Source organism: Leclercia sp. Colony189, assembly GCF_009740165.1.
In the GTDB taxonomy this organism is placed as follows: domain Bacteria; phylum Pseudomonadota; class Gammaproteobacteria; order Enterobacterales; family Enterobacteriaceae; genus Enterobacter.
In genome coordinates this window covers 13640-29901 of the sequence record NZ_CP046557.1, presented here as the reverse complement: position 1 = coordinate 29901, position 16262 = coordinate 13640, and the positions used below count along the sequence as shown (strand labels likewise).

Sequence of the window (16262 nt, the reverse complement as noted above, 5' to 3'; positions counted from 1 at the left end):
CTACCTTTTATTTCGCAGGGTTTTATTATTCGTTCAATGCCAGAAACTCATTGAATTGTTCGATGCTGGGGTAAGAAGACTGGGTGCCTTTCCCGGTGACGCTGAAGGCGGCAAAGAGGGAGGCTTTTTTCATGGCGGCTTCAACGTCGCCGCTCTGGACATAGTAGTGGGCGAAGCAGCCGATAAAGGCATCACCGGCCCCGCTGGTATCGACGGCATTTACTTTAAAGGCCGGGACTTTAACTTCCCGGTCGCGCGTCATCCATAGCGCCCCTTTTTCACCCATGGTGACAATAATATTATTCAGCCCTTTATCTACCAGCGAACGCGCCGCGAGGCAGATATTTTCGTAGGTATTTACCGGCATGCCGGTCAGAATTTCCAGTTCGGTTTCATTCGGCACAAAGAAATCACATTTGCAGGCATAGGACATATCTAATTCACGTAATGCCGGGGCCGGATTTAATAACACCTGAATACCGTGTTTTTTACCAAACTCGATGGCGTGATAAACCGTCTCCAGCTGCACTTCAAGCTGTAAAACAATCAGCTGACACTTTTTCAGATCCTCTGCCGCGCGGTCGATATCTTCCGGCGAGAGGAATTTATTGGCGCCTTTCACAATCAGAATGCTGTTGCTGGAGTTGGCGTTCACAAAGATGGGCGCCACGCCGCTGCTGGTGCATGGCACTTTTTCCACATAGGTGGTGTTGATGCCCCAGGACTCCAGATTGCGGATGGTGTTATCGGCAAAAATATCGTCACCGACTTTGGTCAGCATCATCACCTTCGAATTGAGCTTGGCCGCCGCCACCGCCTGATTCGCGCCTTTGCCGCCACAGCCAATTTTAAACGCCGGGGCTTCAAGGGTTTCGCCCTCTTTCGGCATCTGATTGATATAGGTGATGAGATCCACCATGTTGGAGCCGATAACCGCGATATCCATGTTTACTACCTCTCTGAAACAATCACTCAACAATGATATTATCGTAACATTATCATGTTATTTCCGTATCATTTGTGACTGCGATCGCGATTAGCGGATCCATTGACGTCGGTTAATGTTTAATCTTCGCGCGGAGTTAAAAGTGAAAAGTAATGTCGGTAATTTAAAATTAACTCATTAATTACAACAGATTGGATGATAATGACAGTTTCAGAAGCGGCTTTTCTTTCCGGCCGGGCGGCAGTATAGTATGACGCAACAAAAATGTTCCTGACGCATCATGCATGTGTTTAAAGGAACATCCTACTGTGCGGAGAGGGTGAATGGAGACGAAGCAAAAAGAACGAATCCGGCGTCTGGTGGAGCTGTTAAAAAAAACCGACCGCATCCATCTGAAAGATGCCGCCCGGATGCTTGAAGTCTCCGTTATGACTATCCGTCGCGATCTCAGCCCGGATAACCATGAGACCGTGCTGCCCCTGACCCTGCTGGGCGGCTATATCGTGATGGTTAATAAACCGGCCACCGCGCCTGCCGCACCGGTGGTACGCAGCCAGACTCACCACCCCGACGATCTGCCTATCGCCATTCTGGCGGCGGGCATGGTGGCGGAAAACGACCTGGTCTTTTTTGATAATGGCCCGGAGATGCCGCTGGTGATTAGCATGATCCCCGACGACATTACCTTTACCGGCATCTGCTATTCCCATCGCGTATTTATGGCGCTTAATGAGAAGCCCAACGCCACCGCCATTTTGTGTGGCGGCACCTACCGGGCAAAAAGCGATGCGTTTTATGACACCAGCAACCCGTCGATACTGGACTCCCTGAACCCGCGCAAGGTGTTTATCTCCGCCAGCGGCGTGCATGAGCACTATGGGGTTACCTGGTTTAACCTTGACGATCTCGCCACCAAGCGCAAAGCCATGCAACATGGCATCCGCAAGATCCTGCTGGCCCGTTACGCCCTGTTTGATGAAGTGGCCCCCGCCAGCATCGGGCCGCTGTCGGCATTTGATGTGCTGATCAGCGACCGCCCGCTTCCGGCAGACTACCCGGCCCACTGCCGGAACGGCTTTGTGAAAATCATCACCCCGGACGCCGCCGGGGAGTAAGTTACTCGAAGAACACCGCAATTTTGTTAAACATGGTCGGATCGGACTGGTTACGCACCACTTTCACCACATCTTCCAGCTTGTCGATCTGGGCCATCATCTGCTCCAGACGCTGGTCATCATTCACCAGTAGCCAGATACGGCTGTGCTCGCTGCCCTGGATTGGTAAACAGAGGATGCCTTCCACGTTGAACGCCCGGCGGGCAAACAGCCCGCAGACGTGGGTCATGACGCCTGGGTGGTTGCGGACGGTGAGTTCCAGAATGACGTTATCATTTTGCTTCTGCATGGCTTATTCCCCCACCATTTCTGTATTGGCCGCACCCGGCGGTACCATCGGATAAACTTTTTGTTGTGGATCGATACGCACGTGGATCAGTGCCGGACCCGGGCGCGAGATCGCCGCCTGAAGCGCGGCCTGCGCATCCTCTTCGGCATTCAGATCGCAGGTGTGCAGGCCAAATCCGGCGGCAATCTGCATAAAGTTAATCATCCCCGGATAGGTGGCGGCAAAGACGCCCTGCTTGTAGAACAGGCTCTGCTGCTGATGCACCAGGCCCAGCGCTTCGTTGTTCATCAGAATGATTTTCACATCCAGCTGATTTTCCGCCGCGGTGGCCATCTCCTGGATGTTCATCATCAGGCTGCCGTCGCCGGAGAAGCAGATCACCTTGCGGTCCGGATTCGCCAGCGCCGCGCCCACTGCCGCAGGCAGGCCAAAGCCCATGGTCCCCAGCCCGCCGGAGGTCAGCCACTGACGCGGACGGTTCAGTGGATAGGCCTGGGCGGTCCACATCTGATGCTGTCCCACATCGGTGGTGATAATGGCGCTGTCGTCCACGCAGGCGGCCACGGCGTTAATCAACCCGTAGTGGCTCAGCGGATCGCCGCCGGTCGGGATAGCGCCCGGGAACTCCTGCTGCAGACCGGTAACCTGCTCACGCCACGCGGTGCGCGGAGTGGCGTCGATGTGCGGCAGCAGCTGCGCCAGCACCTCGTCAACGTCGCCCTGGATCGCCACGTGCGGCTGCTTGATTTTGCCCAGCTCCGCGCGGTCGATATCCACGTGAATGATTTTGGCGTTCGGGCAGAACTGCTCGGTTTTGCCGATCGCCCGGTCATCAAAACGCGCCCCGAGAACAATCAGCAGGTCAGCTTCCTGCAGAATAAAGTTGGTGCTGCGCGCGCCATGCATCCCGAGCATACCCAGCGACAGCGGGTGCGCTTTGGGCAGCATACCCAACGCCATCAGGGTCATGGTGGTTGGCAGGTTGGCCTTTTCTGCCAGGGTACGCACCGCATCAGGCGCGTCGATCACCCCGCCGCCCAGATAGAGCACCGGACGCTGGGCGGCGTTAATCATCGCCGCCGCCTCGCGCACGCTCTCCGCGCTGAATGCCGGCGATGGCGCACGGGTGCCTGGCTCTGGCAGTACCTCGATCTCAATTTCAGCGGTCTGCACATCCTTAGGAATGTCTATCCACACCGGACCCGGACGACCGGACTGGGCGATACGGAACGCATCGCTGATAACCTGCGGTAATTCGCTGATATCGCGCACTAAATAGTTGTGCTTGGTGATGGGGATAGAGATGCCGTAGGTGTCCACTTCCTGAAACGCATCGGTGCCGATCATCGAGGCAGGCACCTGGCCGGTAATGCAGACTAACGGAATGGAGTCGAGACGCGCGTCGGCGATGGCGGTCACCAGGTTGGTGGCCCCCGGCCCGCTACAGGCCATGCAAACCGCCGGTTTGCCCTGGGTACGCGCCATGCCCTGGGCGATAAAGCCTGCGCCCTGTTCGTGTCGCGCCAGCACGTGACGGATCTGCGTGCTCTGGCTTAAGGCGTCATACAGCGGGAGTACCGTTCCGCCAGGGATACCCGCAACCGTGGTAATGCCCTGACGTTCCAGCAGATGAACGATTAACTGCGCGCCTGTGAAACGCGTCTTGTGTGATGTTGTGCCCGAACTTGCCATGCTCCAGTCCTCTTATTGTGATCTGAGCCGACTTTCCGGGGGGCTTTAAACGAAAAACCCCGCCGGTTTGCGCCGGCGGGGTTTGGAATCGTGTGTTGATCCAGTCCCTACGGCGCATTGCCGACGACGACCACCACACGCACGACGACCACTGCGGCTGGTTGCGCAGTTTTTAGTAGGGTCGAGGTCAGCATGGAAGAGGTCATTAGGAACCTGTCTCTGGAATCATTGATAGAATTTATACAAACACAGGTTTTCAGGCGTGACAATGGAAATATTTTCATCTGCGCAAAAATGCGTCAGGGATCACGTTTCGTTTATTAGGTGATGAAAACAAAAAACCCCGCCGGAGCGAGGTTTTTTTTACAGCGTTTGCGGCTGGTGACCGCAGAGCACACTGTGTTACGTCAACGCCCGAAGTATACGCGATCGCACAGGAACGCGCAATTTGGGGCACGGATTTTGACGCATTTGAGTATGGATCGCCCTTCACGTTTTGTCCATAAATTACTGTTCATATATACAGTATTTATCTATACTGGTGGTGTTCACAGGGTGTGAGGGGAGCCGCTCGTAGTACACCGGCGCAACGAAGTCCTGGCTGAAACGGGTGGTGCCGTCAGCGCCTCCACTCCCCAACTGAGCACACTGTGTTACGTCAACAAAGGTGCTGGTCACAGGCGGCGGAAAGGTACGCCAGCATCGTGCTCCTTAACCAGAGGAGACGCGTATGAGCGTAGTGGATATGGTTGTACTTATCCTCAAACTCATTGTTGCAGCACTGCAACTGCTTGATGCTGTCCTGAAATACGTGAAGTAATTCAGGTTCAAGTCGCACCGAAGAGGGGCGGGAAACCGCCCCTCTTTAACAACGATAATAACGAGGGAATGCTATGTCGCGTTTGCTAATTGAACCCGTTACGCCGGACGAACCGGGGTATATCGCGCTTAAGGCCGAGAGCGTCGCGCTTAATTTCAACATGCTGCGCAGGCTGGAAGAGAACTGGCAGCGCGGCGAAAACCGCTTCAATGCCCCCGGCGAAAAGCTGCTGGGTGCGTTTCTCAATGGCAAGCTGGTAGGAATTTGCGGACTAAACCGCGATCCGTTCAGCCAGCAGCCGCGGGCCGGTCGCATCCGCCATCTCTATATCAGCGAAAAGTGTCGCGGGCAGGGTATCGGCAGGCAGCTGCTCGATGTGGTGATGGCCGATGCCAGCATATGGTTCGATTTTCTCAATACCCATGCGCCCCAGACCGCCTGGGCCTTCTACCAGCGGTCAGGCTTTACGCTGGTCGCCGATGAACCGCGCGTGACGCACCGGCTGTTTTGCGCGGTTTAAGCAAATGAATTAACGCTGGCAACATTCGTTGCCGCTGTCGTTTAAAAATCCTGCCTTCTTGCCTCTTCCCGTTATTCAGCCGGGTACTTAACTTGTCATTTTCCTGTGGTAGATTCCTCGCGCATTTATGGGAATGCGTAGTCACTTATTCTTTATTTCTCACTTTTGGCAAAAGTATTCAGCGACATGAAAAAACAGCGGAACGTTAATTTACTCTTGATGTTGATCTTGCTGGTCGCCGTCGGTCAGATGGCGCAAACCATCTATATCCCGGCCATTGCGGACATGGCGAAGGAACTCCAGGTCCGCGAAGGGGCGATCCAGAGCGTGATGGGCGCCTATCTGCTGACCTATGGCGTATCGCAGTTGTTCTACGGCCCGCTCTCGGACCGCGTGGGTCGCCGTCCGGTGATCCTGGTCGGCATGACAATTTTTATGATCGCGACGGTCATCGCCATGTCCACCCACAGCCTGAGCGTGCTGATTGCCGCCAGCGCGTTGCAGGGCGTCGGCACCGGCGTCGGCGGGGTGATGGCGCGCACGCTGCCGCGGGATATGTATCAGGGCACCCAGTTGCGCCACGCCAATAGCCTGCTGAACATGGGCATCCTGGTGAGCCCGCTGCTGGCGCCGCTGATTGGCGGCCTGCTGGATACCGTCTGGTCCTGGCGGGCCTGCTATGGCTTCCTGCTGGTGCTGTGCGCCATCGTCACCTTCAGCATGGCGCGCTGGATGCCGGAAACCCGGCCTACTGAGGCGCCTCGCACCAGACTGCTCACCAGCTACAAAATCCTTTTCGGCAACGGGGCGTTTAACTGCTACGTGCTGATGCTGATTGGGGGCCTGGCGGGTATCGCCGTATTCGAAGCCAGTTCGGGCGTGCTGTTGGGCGCCGGGCTGGGTCTCAGCAGTATGGTGGTAAGTATTCTGTTTATTCTGCCGATCCCGGCGGCGTTCTTCGGCGCCTGGTTTGCCGGACGCGCCAATAAACGCTTTACCACCCTGATGTGGCAGTCGGTGGCAAGCTGCCTGCTGGCGGGGCTGATGATGTGGATCCCGGGGCTGTTCGGGGTGATGAATGTCTGGACCCTGCTGATCCCGGCTGCGCTCTTCTTCTTTGGCGCGGGGATGCTCTTCCCGCTGGCGACCAGCGGCGCGATGGAGCCCTTCCCGTTCCTCGCGGGCACCGCCGGGGCGCTGGTGGGAGGATTGCAGAATATCGGCTCCGGCGCGCTGGCCTGGCTCTCGGCGATGATGCCGCAAAACGGACAGGCCAGCCTTGGTCTGCTGATGACCTTAATGGGGCTGCTGATTGTGCTGTGCTGGCTGCCGCTGGCCTCCCGCGCCTCACATCACCAGCAGGCGGTGTAGCGTTCACTTGCCCTCGCGTCCGTTTCCTGTTTTCTTAAGGGGATAACGCCTGCGAGGAACCTATGACGCCACAGACCCAGACATTAATCGCGCAATATCCCCTGCTCAATGCGCTGATCGCCCTGAAAGAGACCACCTGGCTTAACCCCAAAGCCACCACGCTGGCCGAAGGGTTGCCGCACGTTGGCCTGACCCAGGCCGACGTGGATGATGCCCACGCGCGCCTGGCGCGGTTTGCGCCGTACCTGGCGAAAGCGTTCCCGGAAACGGCGGCCACAAACGGGATTATCGAATCGGAGCTGGTCGCCATACCGGGGATGCACAAGCGGCTGGAGACGGCGTTCGATATCACCCTTCCCGGCACGTTGCTGTTGAAAAAAGACAGTCATCTGCCGATCTCCGGCTCCATCAAAGCCCGCGGCGGCATCTATGAGGTGCTGACCCACGCGGAAAAACTGGCCCTCGCCGCGGGCCTGTTAACGCCGGAGGAGGATTACAGCATCCTGCTGGAGCCGCGCTTCAAAGATTTCTTCAGCCAGTACAGCATCGCCGTGGGGTCGACCGGCAACCTGGGGATGTCCATCGGCATCATGAGCGCCCGCATCGGCTTTAAGGTGACGGTCCATATGTCCGCCGACGCCCGGGAATGGAAAAAAGCGAAACTGCGCAGCCACGGCGTGACGGTGGTGGAATATGAGCAGGACTACGGCGTGGCGGTGGAGCAAGGCCGCAAAGCGGCCGAAAGCGATCCGAACTGCTTCTTTATCGACGATGAAAACTCCCGCACCCTGTTTTTAGGCTATGCCGTGGCAGGCACACGACTGAAAGCGCAGTTTGCTGACCAGGGCCAGGTGGTGGACAGGGAGCATCCCCTGTTTGTCTACCTGCCATGCGGCGTCGGCGGCGGCCCTGGCGGCGTGGCGTTTGGGCTGAAGCTGGCCTTTGGCGACCATGTGCACTGCTTCTTTGCCGAACCTACTCATTCGCCGTGCATGCTGCTGGGGGTTTATACCGGGCTACATGACCAGATTGCCGTGCAGGATCTGGGGATCGATAACCTCACTGCGGCCGATGGCCTGGCGGTAGGCCGCGCGTCCGGTTTTGTTGGCCGCGCCATGGAGCGCCTGCTCGACGGGTTCTATACCCTCTCCGATCAGAGCATGTATGACATGCTGGGCTGGCTGGCGCAGGAGGAGCAGATTCTTCTTGAGCCCTCCGCGCTGGCGGGAATGGCCGGGCCGGTACGTCTTGCCACTGCCGGGCACTATGCGCTGGACAACGCCACCCACCTGGTGTGGGCCACCGGCGGCGGCATGGTGCCGGACGAGGAGATAGCGAAGTATCTGGCAAAAGGGCGGTAACTTACTGGCTCTGGCGTAACAGGGTCATTAACTCGATGGGCGAACGGTGATGGCGGATAAGATCGCGCATCACCCGCATATGCGGGGCACAATGGCGAAAGAACGCCAGATACCCCGCGCACAGCGCGCTTTTGCCCTCCACCCGGTGTTTCGGGCAGTCGCCGTTGCACAGGTAAAGCGCCGGGCAGGCCTGGCACTCACCGGGTAAAGTGGTTTTTTTACGCTGGCCAAAGGCGATGGCCGCCTCACTGTTATTAAGCTCTGCCAGCGGCGTCTGGTGGATGTTACCCAGCCGGTACTCGGGGTAGACATAGTGATCGCATTGATAGAGATCGCCCTGCGCCTCCAGCGCGAAGGCGTGGCCGCAGGTGACGGCGAGGGAACAGATCTGCGACGGATAGCCGCACCAGACCCCTAACGTCGAGTCGAAAAGCTGCACAAAGATGCGACCAATATCCTCCCGCACCCAGATATCAAACACCGACGACAGGAATGCTCCCCACTGCGCATCGCTGACTGATTCCGGGTTGTCGTGCTCCAGCAGGGGAAGAAACTGCAGATACGGCGTGCCCAGCGCGCGCAAATAGCGATACATGCGCTCCGGCTGGCCGCTGTTCTGCCGGTTGATGACCGTCAGAAGATTAAACGACACCTGATGCGCTCGCAGCTTCTCTATCGCCGCCAGCACCTTATGATGAGTAGGGTTGCCGCTGCGGCTGACGCGGTAAGCATCATGCAGCGCCGCAGGCCCATCGAGAGAGATACCCACCAGCCAGCCCTGTTCACGAAAAAAGATACACCAGGCGTCATTGAGCAGGATGCCGTTGGTCTGAAAAGCGTTGTGGATACGTTTTCCTGCGCCATGCCGCTGTTGCAGTTCCACGACACGACGAAAGAAATCCAGCCCGCACAGGGTCGGTTCCCCGCCCTGCCAGGCGAACTGTACCTCTGGTCCGGGCTGGGCGGCGATATGCTGTTGAATAAAGGTTTCCAGGGTGGCGTCATCCATGATCGCCTGTTGAGGCTTATCGATATAAAAACAGTAGCGGCAATTCAGGTTGCATCGTGAGCTGGCTGGCTTGGCCATAACCTGACATCCTGTCATGTAATACCCCTGATAAAAGTAATGAGATGGTGGACATGGCTAGCAGCAAACAGTAATGCGAGGGATAACACTGCGAGGGCGATCAAAAATTTAATATGCACCGGTCGGGATGATGAAAAATCATACAGAGAAACATCCATTTGCGCCCTGCTGCGGGTGTAATACCAGAGGATCAGCGCCGCGATTGCCAGTACACCCAGCGCCACCCAGAACAGCTGCCCTGCCTGCTGCCAGTTGTGTTTAACCGCCAGCACCATCAGGGCGCCGTAGCCCAGCAGGGTGCGCAGCCAGGCGAGCGAGGTCCGCTCCGGCTGCAGTCCCGGATCGGCCAGGCGGCGGGCTTTGCGATTATCCGCCATAGAGCACCAGTCCCATGACAATCACCGCCACCACCATCAGGATCAGGCTGATAATCAGCAGGCTGTGGGTATAGGGCAGGTCTTCTTTCAGGCGCATCGCCTTTTCATTGCGCAGCCAGCGCAGGTAGCCGTAGATCGCCAGCCCTCCGGAAAAAAGGCACAGCAGCAGCGCCAGCAGCTGGCGGATCACCGGCGTGGCAAAGTCGGGTGCCAGCTGGTCAAGGCCGACACCGGCTGCCAGAAAGCCCAGGGCGGTACGGATCCAGGCCAGAAAGGTGCGCTCGTTTGCCAGCGAGAAGCGATAATCCGGCGCTTCGCCGAGGCGGGAAATTTTCATCTGCACTCCTTTTGCTGTTGTTGCCGGATGGCGATAAAAACGCCTTATCCGGCATTTTAGTCAGAACTTCTGCTTTTTCTCCTCCACTTTGACACCTTGCGTTGGTAAACCGGTGTCGTAGTCGCGCACGACCGGGGAATAACCGTCTGCCGGACGCGGTCGGAAAGCCCCCATCCAGCGTGGCGTAGCAGTTTTACGCCACGGGCGCAGGCTCCACTGATAGGTACGGAACGGATCGCGAATGTGATCCATATAATCCAGCAGAGCATCGTGCATTTTGACGCGAACCTCTTCCAACTCAGGAGCATCGATCAGATTTTTGAGCTCATCAGGATCGCTTCGCCTGTCATACAGCTCGTCGCTGGTAAACAGGTTTAACACCAGTTTCCAGTCGTCCGTGACCCAGCAGCGCACCGGAATAAAACCGCCAAAGCTGTCATGCTCAATCTCATAGCGGTTGAACTCCACCATCACGCCACGAGGCTGCGCAACGGCCAGAATATTTTCCCCGGGCAGAATGTCCGGCTTAGGAATGCCCGCCAGCGCCATCATGGTTGGCAGCAGATCGATATGGCTGACAGGCGTATCCACCTGACGATGCTCTCCTTCCGGCGAACGCATAATCAGCGGAATACGGGTGATATCATCGTACATCGCTGCACCTTTGCTGATGAGCTTATGGGCACCCATCATTTCCCCATGGTCAGAGGTGTAGATCACCCAGGTACTTTCCCGCTGCTCCGGCGTTAACGCCGCGATCACCCGGCCAATCTGGTCATCGACAAAGTCATTGCAGGCAAAATAGAGAGGATGGTAGTAGCGCCCGTCCTCTCCTACCGGCGAGGGCATCGCCTGCGACCACAGACGATGATGCTCAGGCTTATTATTCAGTGGATCATGTGCTCTCGCCCCGAGGTCGTAATAAAAATCCTGATATTTCTCAAGATACTCAACCGGGCAGGTAAAGGGATGATGCGGCTCGTCATACGACACCACCATCAGAAATGGCTCATCGGCGCGCGCAGGCTGATGGAGAAAATCGACCGCCCGGTTGCTGATGCGGTGCGCCCAGGTAAAGGTTTCATCGATATTGTTGGCCTGTAAATCTTCGATACTATTCAGACCATTACGCCACAGGCCGATCTCTTGCTCGGTCAGTTCCGCAAGGTAGTTGGCACCGTCATACCAGTAATCAGCATCCCACTCCGGAGGGCACTCACCAGTGCCAAAATAGTCATGCCCGTCGAGGTGCCATTTGCCGATATAGCAGGTGTGGTAGCCCGCATACTTAAAATAGCGACCCATGGTGACGATGTTTTTCCCCGGTGCGACGTTATTGGTCCATGGGCCGGACTGATTGGCATAGATGCCGGTAAATAAGCCAGCTCGCGCAGGCGTGCATACCGGCGAACAGGTATAGGCGGAGTTAAAACGAATACCTTCCGCCGCCAGAGCATCAATATTGTTTGTGTTCAGCGGCTTGCCGCTATAGCAGCCCACCATATTGGTGGCCTGGGTATCGGTCATAATGAAGAGAAAGTTAGGACGACTCATGCTTTATCCTTAGCGTCACAGACACGCTGCACAGTGGCGGAACGGCGTCTCTGCCAGCTGCTATAAATGATATAAATCACCACGACCGCCGTGATGGTATAGCTGATAACCGTCAACCATCGGGTGTGATAACCACCGAACTGCGCCAGGCCGGCATAGACGCCAATCATGGCGGTGAGGATGCCAACAGAGGCGATTTTTGCGTCCTTCCAGGGCTGCATATTCACGGCAAAGGCATCGTGAAATTTGAACGGTGTTGCACGTGGCTTAATCGCGCCAATCAGTAACATCACCACCACATTGATGCAGAAGGTGCAGGCCAGTACGTAAAGAAAATGGAAATCGAACTTCACCAGGTAATTGATGGTGATGTAACTGACAATACCGAGCCCCATTGCCACCTTAGCGGCCAGCGCCGGGATACGCGGGAAAAAGAAGCCCATAATGATGATGGTCACCAGCGGCACGTTATAAATTCCATTGAGCTGCTTCATCCAGCTGTATAGGCCTTCCGGCGCATTGGCGATCCACGGCGCAACCAGTACCGAAATTACCGCGATAAAGAGTCCAAATCTTCGCCCGACATGCACCAGTTGATCAGGTTGCGCCTGCTGGTTAATGATGCGGCGGTAGATGCCCATGCTGAATAACGTACTGGCGCTGTTTAAAAAGCCATTAAACGTGCTGATGACCGCGCCAAATAACACCGCGCCAAAAAAGCCGACCAGAGGGGCAGGAAGAACGTTATTAACCAGCGTGGGGTAAGCCATATCTGCTTTCGGTAGATCCTGATACAGGTGGAAAGCAATCAACCCCGGCAAGACCAGCACCAGCGGATCGAGCATTTTTAACACGGCGGTAAGCAGCGCCCCTTTTTGCCCTTCGGCAAGGCTTTTGGACGCCAGCGTGCGTTGCACAATGCCCTGATTGGTACACCAGTAAAAGGTATTCACCAGAATCAAACCGGTAAAGGCCGCGCCAATTGGCAGCGGATCGTTCGCCCCGCCGATTGAATTTAATTTCTCGGCATGCACGGTGGTCAATTGCTCAATTCCCTGCATTAAACTGCCTTTACCCATTGCGATCAGACCAAACACGGGCACCATCAGACCGCCAATAACCAGGCCAATGCCGTTGATCGAGTCAGCCACGGCCATCGCCCTCAGGCCGCCTATTACGGCGTAAATAATTCCCGCTATGCCGAGCAACACTACCAATAACCAGATGGCCGCACCCTGTGAGATTTGCAACGACTCGCCAATATGAAACAGGCTGTTAAGCGCCAGCGCGCCGGAATAGAGCACGATCGGCAGGAAGCAGACGCCGGTCGCGATAAGAAAACAAAAGTCGATAATGATGCGCGTGGTTTTGTCGTACCGTTCTTCCAGAAAATCGGGAATAGTGGCGATACCGCGCTGCAAATAGCGAGGCAGGAAGATCAGCGCCAGAAAGATCAAGGTCACCGCCGAGGTGACTTCCCAACCCATTACCGACATGCCACTTTTGTACGCTTGCCCGGAGAGGCCGACCAGTTGTTCGGTAGAGAGGTTAGTCAGCATCAGCGAGGCAGCAATCACCGGCGCTTTTAGCGACCGTCCGGCAAGAAAATAGCCCTGCTGCGATTCGGTATCTGTTTTACGGATTTTCCACCAGGTGATACATGCCACCAGTAGCGTAAAACCGACGAAGCTCAAAATTTGTAGCGTATTCATCTCATAGCCCTTGTTGTTGATTATGTCCCGGCAGCTGTAGGGTTAACTGAGGTTATTGCTTGCCGGGTCAGGCAGTCAGATTTCTTAAAATACAAACGTCATATCCCTGAACGAATAGTTTTCTGTTAGGTTCAGGTTGAAGACATCATTCTCCGGCGGGAAATCAAAATGAATGGAAACTTGCAGAACACGCATGTAAAAAACGAAACTACATACAATATTCCGCTGTTGATTAATGAAAGTGTGATCTCAAGCGGAATATCCCTGATTTCGCTGTGGCATACCTGCGCCGATGAAAATTATCGGGTTATATGGCCGAGGGATAAGAAAAAGCCGCTGATCGCCAACTCATGGGTTGCTATCTATACCGTACAGGGCAGCGGAAAGATCCTGCTGTACAGTGGGGATGAAATTACCCTAAGCGGTAACTGTATTATTTTTTTAAAACCCACGGAGATAAAATCCTACCATTGTGCAGGTTTAATCTGGGAACAATACTGGATGGAATTTACGCCAACCAGCATTATGGATATTCCGCTTCGCCAACAATGCGTGATTTATCATGGCGAAGTCTATAACCAAGAGTTAATAGAAGTGTCACAATTAATAACTTCTCCAGACTCTATGAAAAATAACCTGGCGGTCGCCTTTCTGACTAAAATAATTTATCAATGGATCTGCCTTATTTATGCCGAAGGTAAAAAAGATCCGCAGCGAATCAAAATTGAAAAGCTGATTGCGGCTCTGCATGCCAGCCTGCAACGGCGCTGGAGCGTTGCGGATATGGCGGCCGCTATCCCCTGCAGCGAAGCCTGGCTGCGCCGTCTGTTTTTACGATATACCGGCAAAACACCTAAAGAATACTATCTCGATGCCCGACTGGAGCTGGCATTATCGCTGTTAAAACAGGAGGGGAATACGGTCGGGCAGGTGGCAGACATGCTCAACTTCTTTGATTCTTTTCATTTCAGCAAAGCGTTTAAGAATAAATTTGGCTATGCACCTTCGACGGTATTGAAACATACACCCCAACCTTCTCAGGACCCAGCCAGAGGCGAATAATAGCAGTTTGCTTTAGGCGTACACTTATTATTTATTAACTATAAATCGACTACAAGATAGTCTTAAACCAACAACTAAGACCATTATCTTTCGATGAAAGAAAAGCCTTACATTCGATTAATTTATAAAAATCTCGCATTAAATATCTTGAAGAGATACCTTGCTTTTTTTTGCAAAACAAATCACAAAAAATCAAAAACGATCTTTTAATGAGCAATTTTGATTATTAAATTACTTTCGCAATCATAAATTTCTTTCTGATAAAAAGCACCTTTCCGTTATTAGATAAACATTTAAAAAGTCTTTCTAAATACAGACATCACGGAGGTTGACTGCATTATGTTTTCAGACTTCATTTCAGTAATACAATCTTTTTTAACTGAACCCGCTATTTTAATTGGGTTGCTGGTAGGGCTGGGTTATGCCCTCGACAGGAAATCGCCGATCAAAATTATTACCGGTATGGTTAGCGCCATGGTGGGATTAATGATGGTGCTCTTTGGCGGATTTCAGTTCTCAGCCACATTTAAACCCGTTGCCGATGCGGTCAGTAAATCTTATGGCATTCATGGCTATTTAATGGATTCCTATGCCATGAAAGCAGCAACCCAGATTGCACTCGGCGATAATTTCGGTTTTGTAGGTTATGTGTTTGTGCTGGCCTTTTTTACCAACCTGGTGCTGGTCTTACTTGGCCGCTACACAAAGGTGAAAGGCATTTTCCTCACCGGCAATACCGGGGTGTCTCACTCTCAGGCAGTGCTGTGGTTGATCGTCTTCTGGCTGGGCTTTGGCTGGGTGCCGTCGATTATTATCGCCGGGATTTTAACCGGCGTATTCTGGGCGTTTGCGACTACCCTGATAGCCAAACCGGTGGCGAAAATCACCAATAATGCCGGCTTTACCATAGCCCATAACCAGATGCTGGGGATCTGGTTTTTCTCGAAATTCGCCCACCTCTTTGGCGACGCCGAGAAGCAGGATGCCGAGAATATGAAGCTACCCGGCTGGCTGGCGATTTTTAACCATAACGTTACCTCCATCGCCATTGTCATGACCGTGTTCGTCGGCGGGTTCCTGTTGACGACCGGCATCGATAACGTTCAGGTCATGGCAAAAGGTAAGCCCTGGTATATCTACATTATTAATCTCGGCCTGCAGTTCTCCATGTATATGGTGATCCTGCTCCAGGGCGTTCGTATGATGGTCGGGGAAATTAACGCCTCGTTTAAAGGCTGGCAGGATCGTTTAATTCCCGACGCGATTCCCGCTGTCGATGTTGCAGCATTACTTCCCTTCTCCCCGAATGCCGCCACCCTTGGTTTTATTTTCTGTACCTTCGGCACGATTTTTTCGATGGGGATCCTGCTGCTTACCCATAGTCCGATTATGGTATTGCCCGGTTTTGTGCCGCTATTTTTTGCGGGCGGCCCGATCGGCGTATTAGCCAACCGGCTGGGCGGTTACCGCGCCGTTATTATTTGTACTTTCCTGCTGGGAATTATTCAAACCTTCGGCACCGTATGGGCAATTCCCTTAACTGGCCTCGCTGCGGAAGGGGTGGGCTGGACCGGTATTTTCGACTGGGCGACCTTATGGCCAGCGATTTGCGAAGTACTTAAGTTTATTGCCTTAACGTTCCATCTTGGGCCTTATGCGGGCTAACTCATCTCATTGTGAAAAGGATATCGTTATGAAAGACAAAATTAATATTCTGTTTGTTTGCGGCTACGGTGTCGGCAGCAGCGTGATGTTGCAGACGGTGGTAAAAAAAGCGTTAGCTAAATATGACATTGATTTCGCCATGGAGCACACCGCCGCCGGCGAAGTCGGTGGGTTCACCGAATGGGCCGATATCTATGCCATTTCGAAAAAACTGATTGATGTGGTAAGCCTCGATCCGCGGCACGGGCAGTATCTGATCCCCATCGAAAATATTATGGACGGAGAGACCATCGGGAAGCAGATCTACGCCGTGGTTGAAGAGCATTTCCCGCATCTGGTAAAGGCCCGTTAAGG

At 54.3% G+C, this 16262-nt stretch carries 17 protein-coding genes; 8 read left to right on the top strand and 9 right to left on the bottom strand.

Annotation, left to right across the window (positions count from 1 at the left end; all coding sequences use genetic code 11):
* Positions 1-25 precede the first annotated feature (25 nt).
* Complete coding sequence (rbsK, locus tag GNG29_RS00140) at positions 26-946, bottom strand: ribokinase (protein WP_103177653.1); 921 nt, start codon at positions 944-946, stop codon at positions 26-28.
* Positions 947-1269: 323 nt separating this feature from the next.
* Between rbsK and GNG29_RS00135 the strand changes: the two genes are divergently transcribed.
* Complete coding sequence (locus tag GNG29_RS00135; RefSeq protein WP_103177652.1) at positions 1270-2061, top strand: DeoR family transcriptional regulator; 792 nt, start codon at positions 1270-1272, stop codon at positions 2059-2061.
* Position 2062: 1 nt separating this feature from the next.
* On the opposite strand, the gene ilvN is transcribed toward GNG29_RS00135, so the two are convergent.
* From ilvN to ivbL, 3 genes are all read right to left on the bottom strand, one after another.
* Positions 2063-2350: an acetolactate synthase small subunit gene (gene ilvN, locus GNG29_RS00130; RefSeq protein WP_039032259.1), complete on the bottom strand. Its 288-nt coding sequence runs from the start codon at positions 2348-2350 to the stop codon at positions 2063-2065.
* A gap of 3 nt (positions 2351-2353) precedes the next feature.
* A complete protein-coding gene (ilvB, locus tag GNG29_RS00125) occupies positions 2354-4042 on the bottom strand; it encodes an acetolactate synthase large subunit (RefSeq protein ID WP_156653651.1) in 1689 nt (562 codons plus the stop codon).
* A 107-nt stretch (positions 4043-4149) separates the two neighbouring features.
* Entirely contained in the window at positions 4150-4248 is a 99-nt protein-coding gene (gene ivbL, locus GNG29_RS00120; protein WP_103177650.1) for an ilvB operon leader peptide IvbL, read from the bottom strand.
* A gap of 524 nt (positions 4249-4772) precedes the next feature.
* Here ivbL and tisB point away from each other — a divergent pair.
* The 4 genes from tisB to dsdA all read left to right on the top strand — a co-directional run bounded on the left by tisB (position 4773) and on the right by dsdA (position 8114).
* The gene (tisB, locus tag GNG29_RS00115; protein WP_039032257.1) at positions 4773-4862 is read left to right on the top strand and encodes a type I toxin-antitoxin system toxin TisB; all 90 of its coding nucleotides are present in this window, start codon (positions 4773-4775) and stop codon (positions 4860-4862) included.
* A gap of 73 nt (positions 4863-4935) precedes the next feature.
* Positions 4936-5382, top strand: a complete 447-nt coding sequence (locus tag GNG29_RS00110; protein ID WP_156653650.1) for a GNAT family N-acetyltransferase — start codon at positions 4936-4938, stop codon at positions 5380-5382.
* Between the two features lie 186 nt (positions 5383-5568).
* Complete coding sequence (gene emrD, locus GNG29_RS00105) at positions 5569-6753, top strand: multidrug efflux MFS transporter EmrD (RefSeq protein ID WP_103824377.1); 1185 nt, start codon at positions 5569-5571, stop codon at positions 6751-6753.
* A gap of 62 nt (positions 6754-6815) precedes the next feature.
* Complete coding sequence (gene dsdA, locus GNG29_RS00100) at positions 6816-8114, top strand: D-serine ammonia-lyase (RefSeq protein WP_156653649.1); 1299 nt, start codon at positions 6816-6818, stop codon at positions 8112-8114.
* Between the two features lies 1 nt (position 8115).
* Here the strand turns inward: dsdA and GNG29_RS00095 are convergent, their stop codons facing one another.
* Genes GNG29_RS00095 through GNG29_RS00075 form a run of 5 tightly spaced genes read right to left on the bottom strand, consistent with a single transcriptional unit; the run spans position 8116 to position 13181 of the window.
* Positions 8116-9219 carry an anaerobic sulfatase maturase gene (locus GNG29_RS00095; RefSeq protein WP_158251040.1) on the bottom strand — a complete coding sequence of 368 codons (1104 nt, stop codon included), beginning with the start codon at positions 9217-9219 and terminating at the stop codon, positions 8116-8118.
* A complete protein-coding gene (locus tag GNG29_RS00090) occupies positions 9216-9578 on the bottom strand; it encodes a DUF202 domain-containing protein (RefSeq protein ID WP_103177646.1) in 363 nt (120 codons plus the stop codon). The genes GNG29_RS00095 and GNG29_RS00090 overlap by 4 nt, the downstream gene beginning before the upstream one ends.
* On the bottom strand, positions 9568-9915 hold the full coding sequence (locus tag GNG29_RS00085) for a YidH family protein (RefSeq protein WP_103177645.1): 348 nt from the start codon (positions 9913-9915) through the stop codon (positions 9568-9570). Before GNG29_RS00085 ends, GNG29_RS00090 begins: the two co-directional genes overlap by 11 nt.
* Before the next feature lie 60 nt (positions 9916-9975).
* A complete protein-coding gene (locus GNG29_RS00080; protein ID WP_156653648.1) occupies positions 9976-11469 on the bottom strand; it encodes a sulfatase-like hydrolase/transferase in 1494 nt (497 codons plus the stop codon).
* Positions 11466-13181: a solute:sodium symporter family transporter gene (locus tag GNG29_RS00075; protein ID WP_156653647.1), complete on the bottom strand. Its 1716-nt coding sequence runs from the start codon at positions 13179-13181 to the stop codon at positions 11466-11468. The genes GNG29_RS00080 and GNG29_RS00075 overlap by 4 nt, the downstream gene beginning before the upstream one ends.
* A 168-nt stretch (positions 13182-13349) precedes the next feature.
* Here GNG29_RS00075 and GNG29_RS00070 point away from each other — a divergent pair, with 168 nt between their 5' ends.
* The 3 genes from GNG29_RS00070 to GNG29_RS00060 all read left to right on the top strand — a co-directional run bounded on the left by GNG29_RS00070 (position 13350) and on the right by GNG29_RS00060 (position 16260).
* Positions 13350-14243: an AraC family transcriptional regulator gene (locus GNG29_RS00070; protein WP_156653646.1), complete on the top strand. Its 894-nt coding sequence runs from the start codon at positions 13350-13352 to the stop codon at positions 14241-14243.
* 339 nt (positions 14244-14582) lie between these two features.
* Positions 14583-15908, top strand: a complete 1326-nt coding sequence (locus GNG29_RS00065; protein ID WP_103181006.1) for a PTS sugar transporter subunit IIC — start codon at positions 14583-14585, stop codon at positions 15906-15908.
* Between the two features lie 28 nt (positions 15909-15936).
* Entirely contained in the window at positions 15937-16260 is a 324-nt protein-coding gene (locus GNG29_RS00060) for a PTS sugar transporter subunit IIB (protein ID WP_103177643.1), read from the top strand.
* Positions 16261-16262 lie beyond the last annotated feature (2 nt).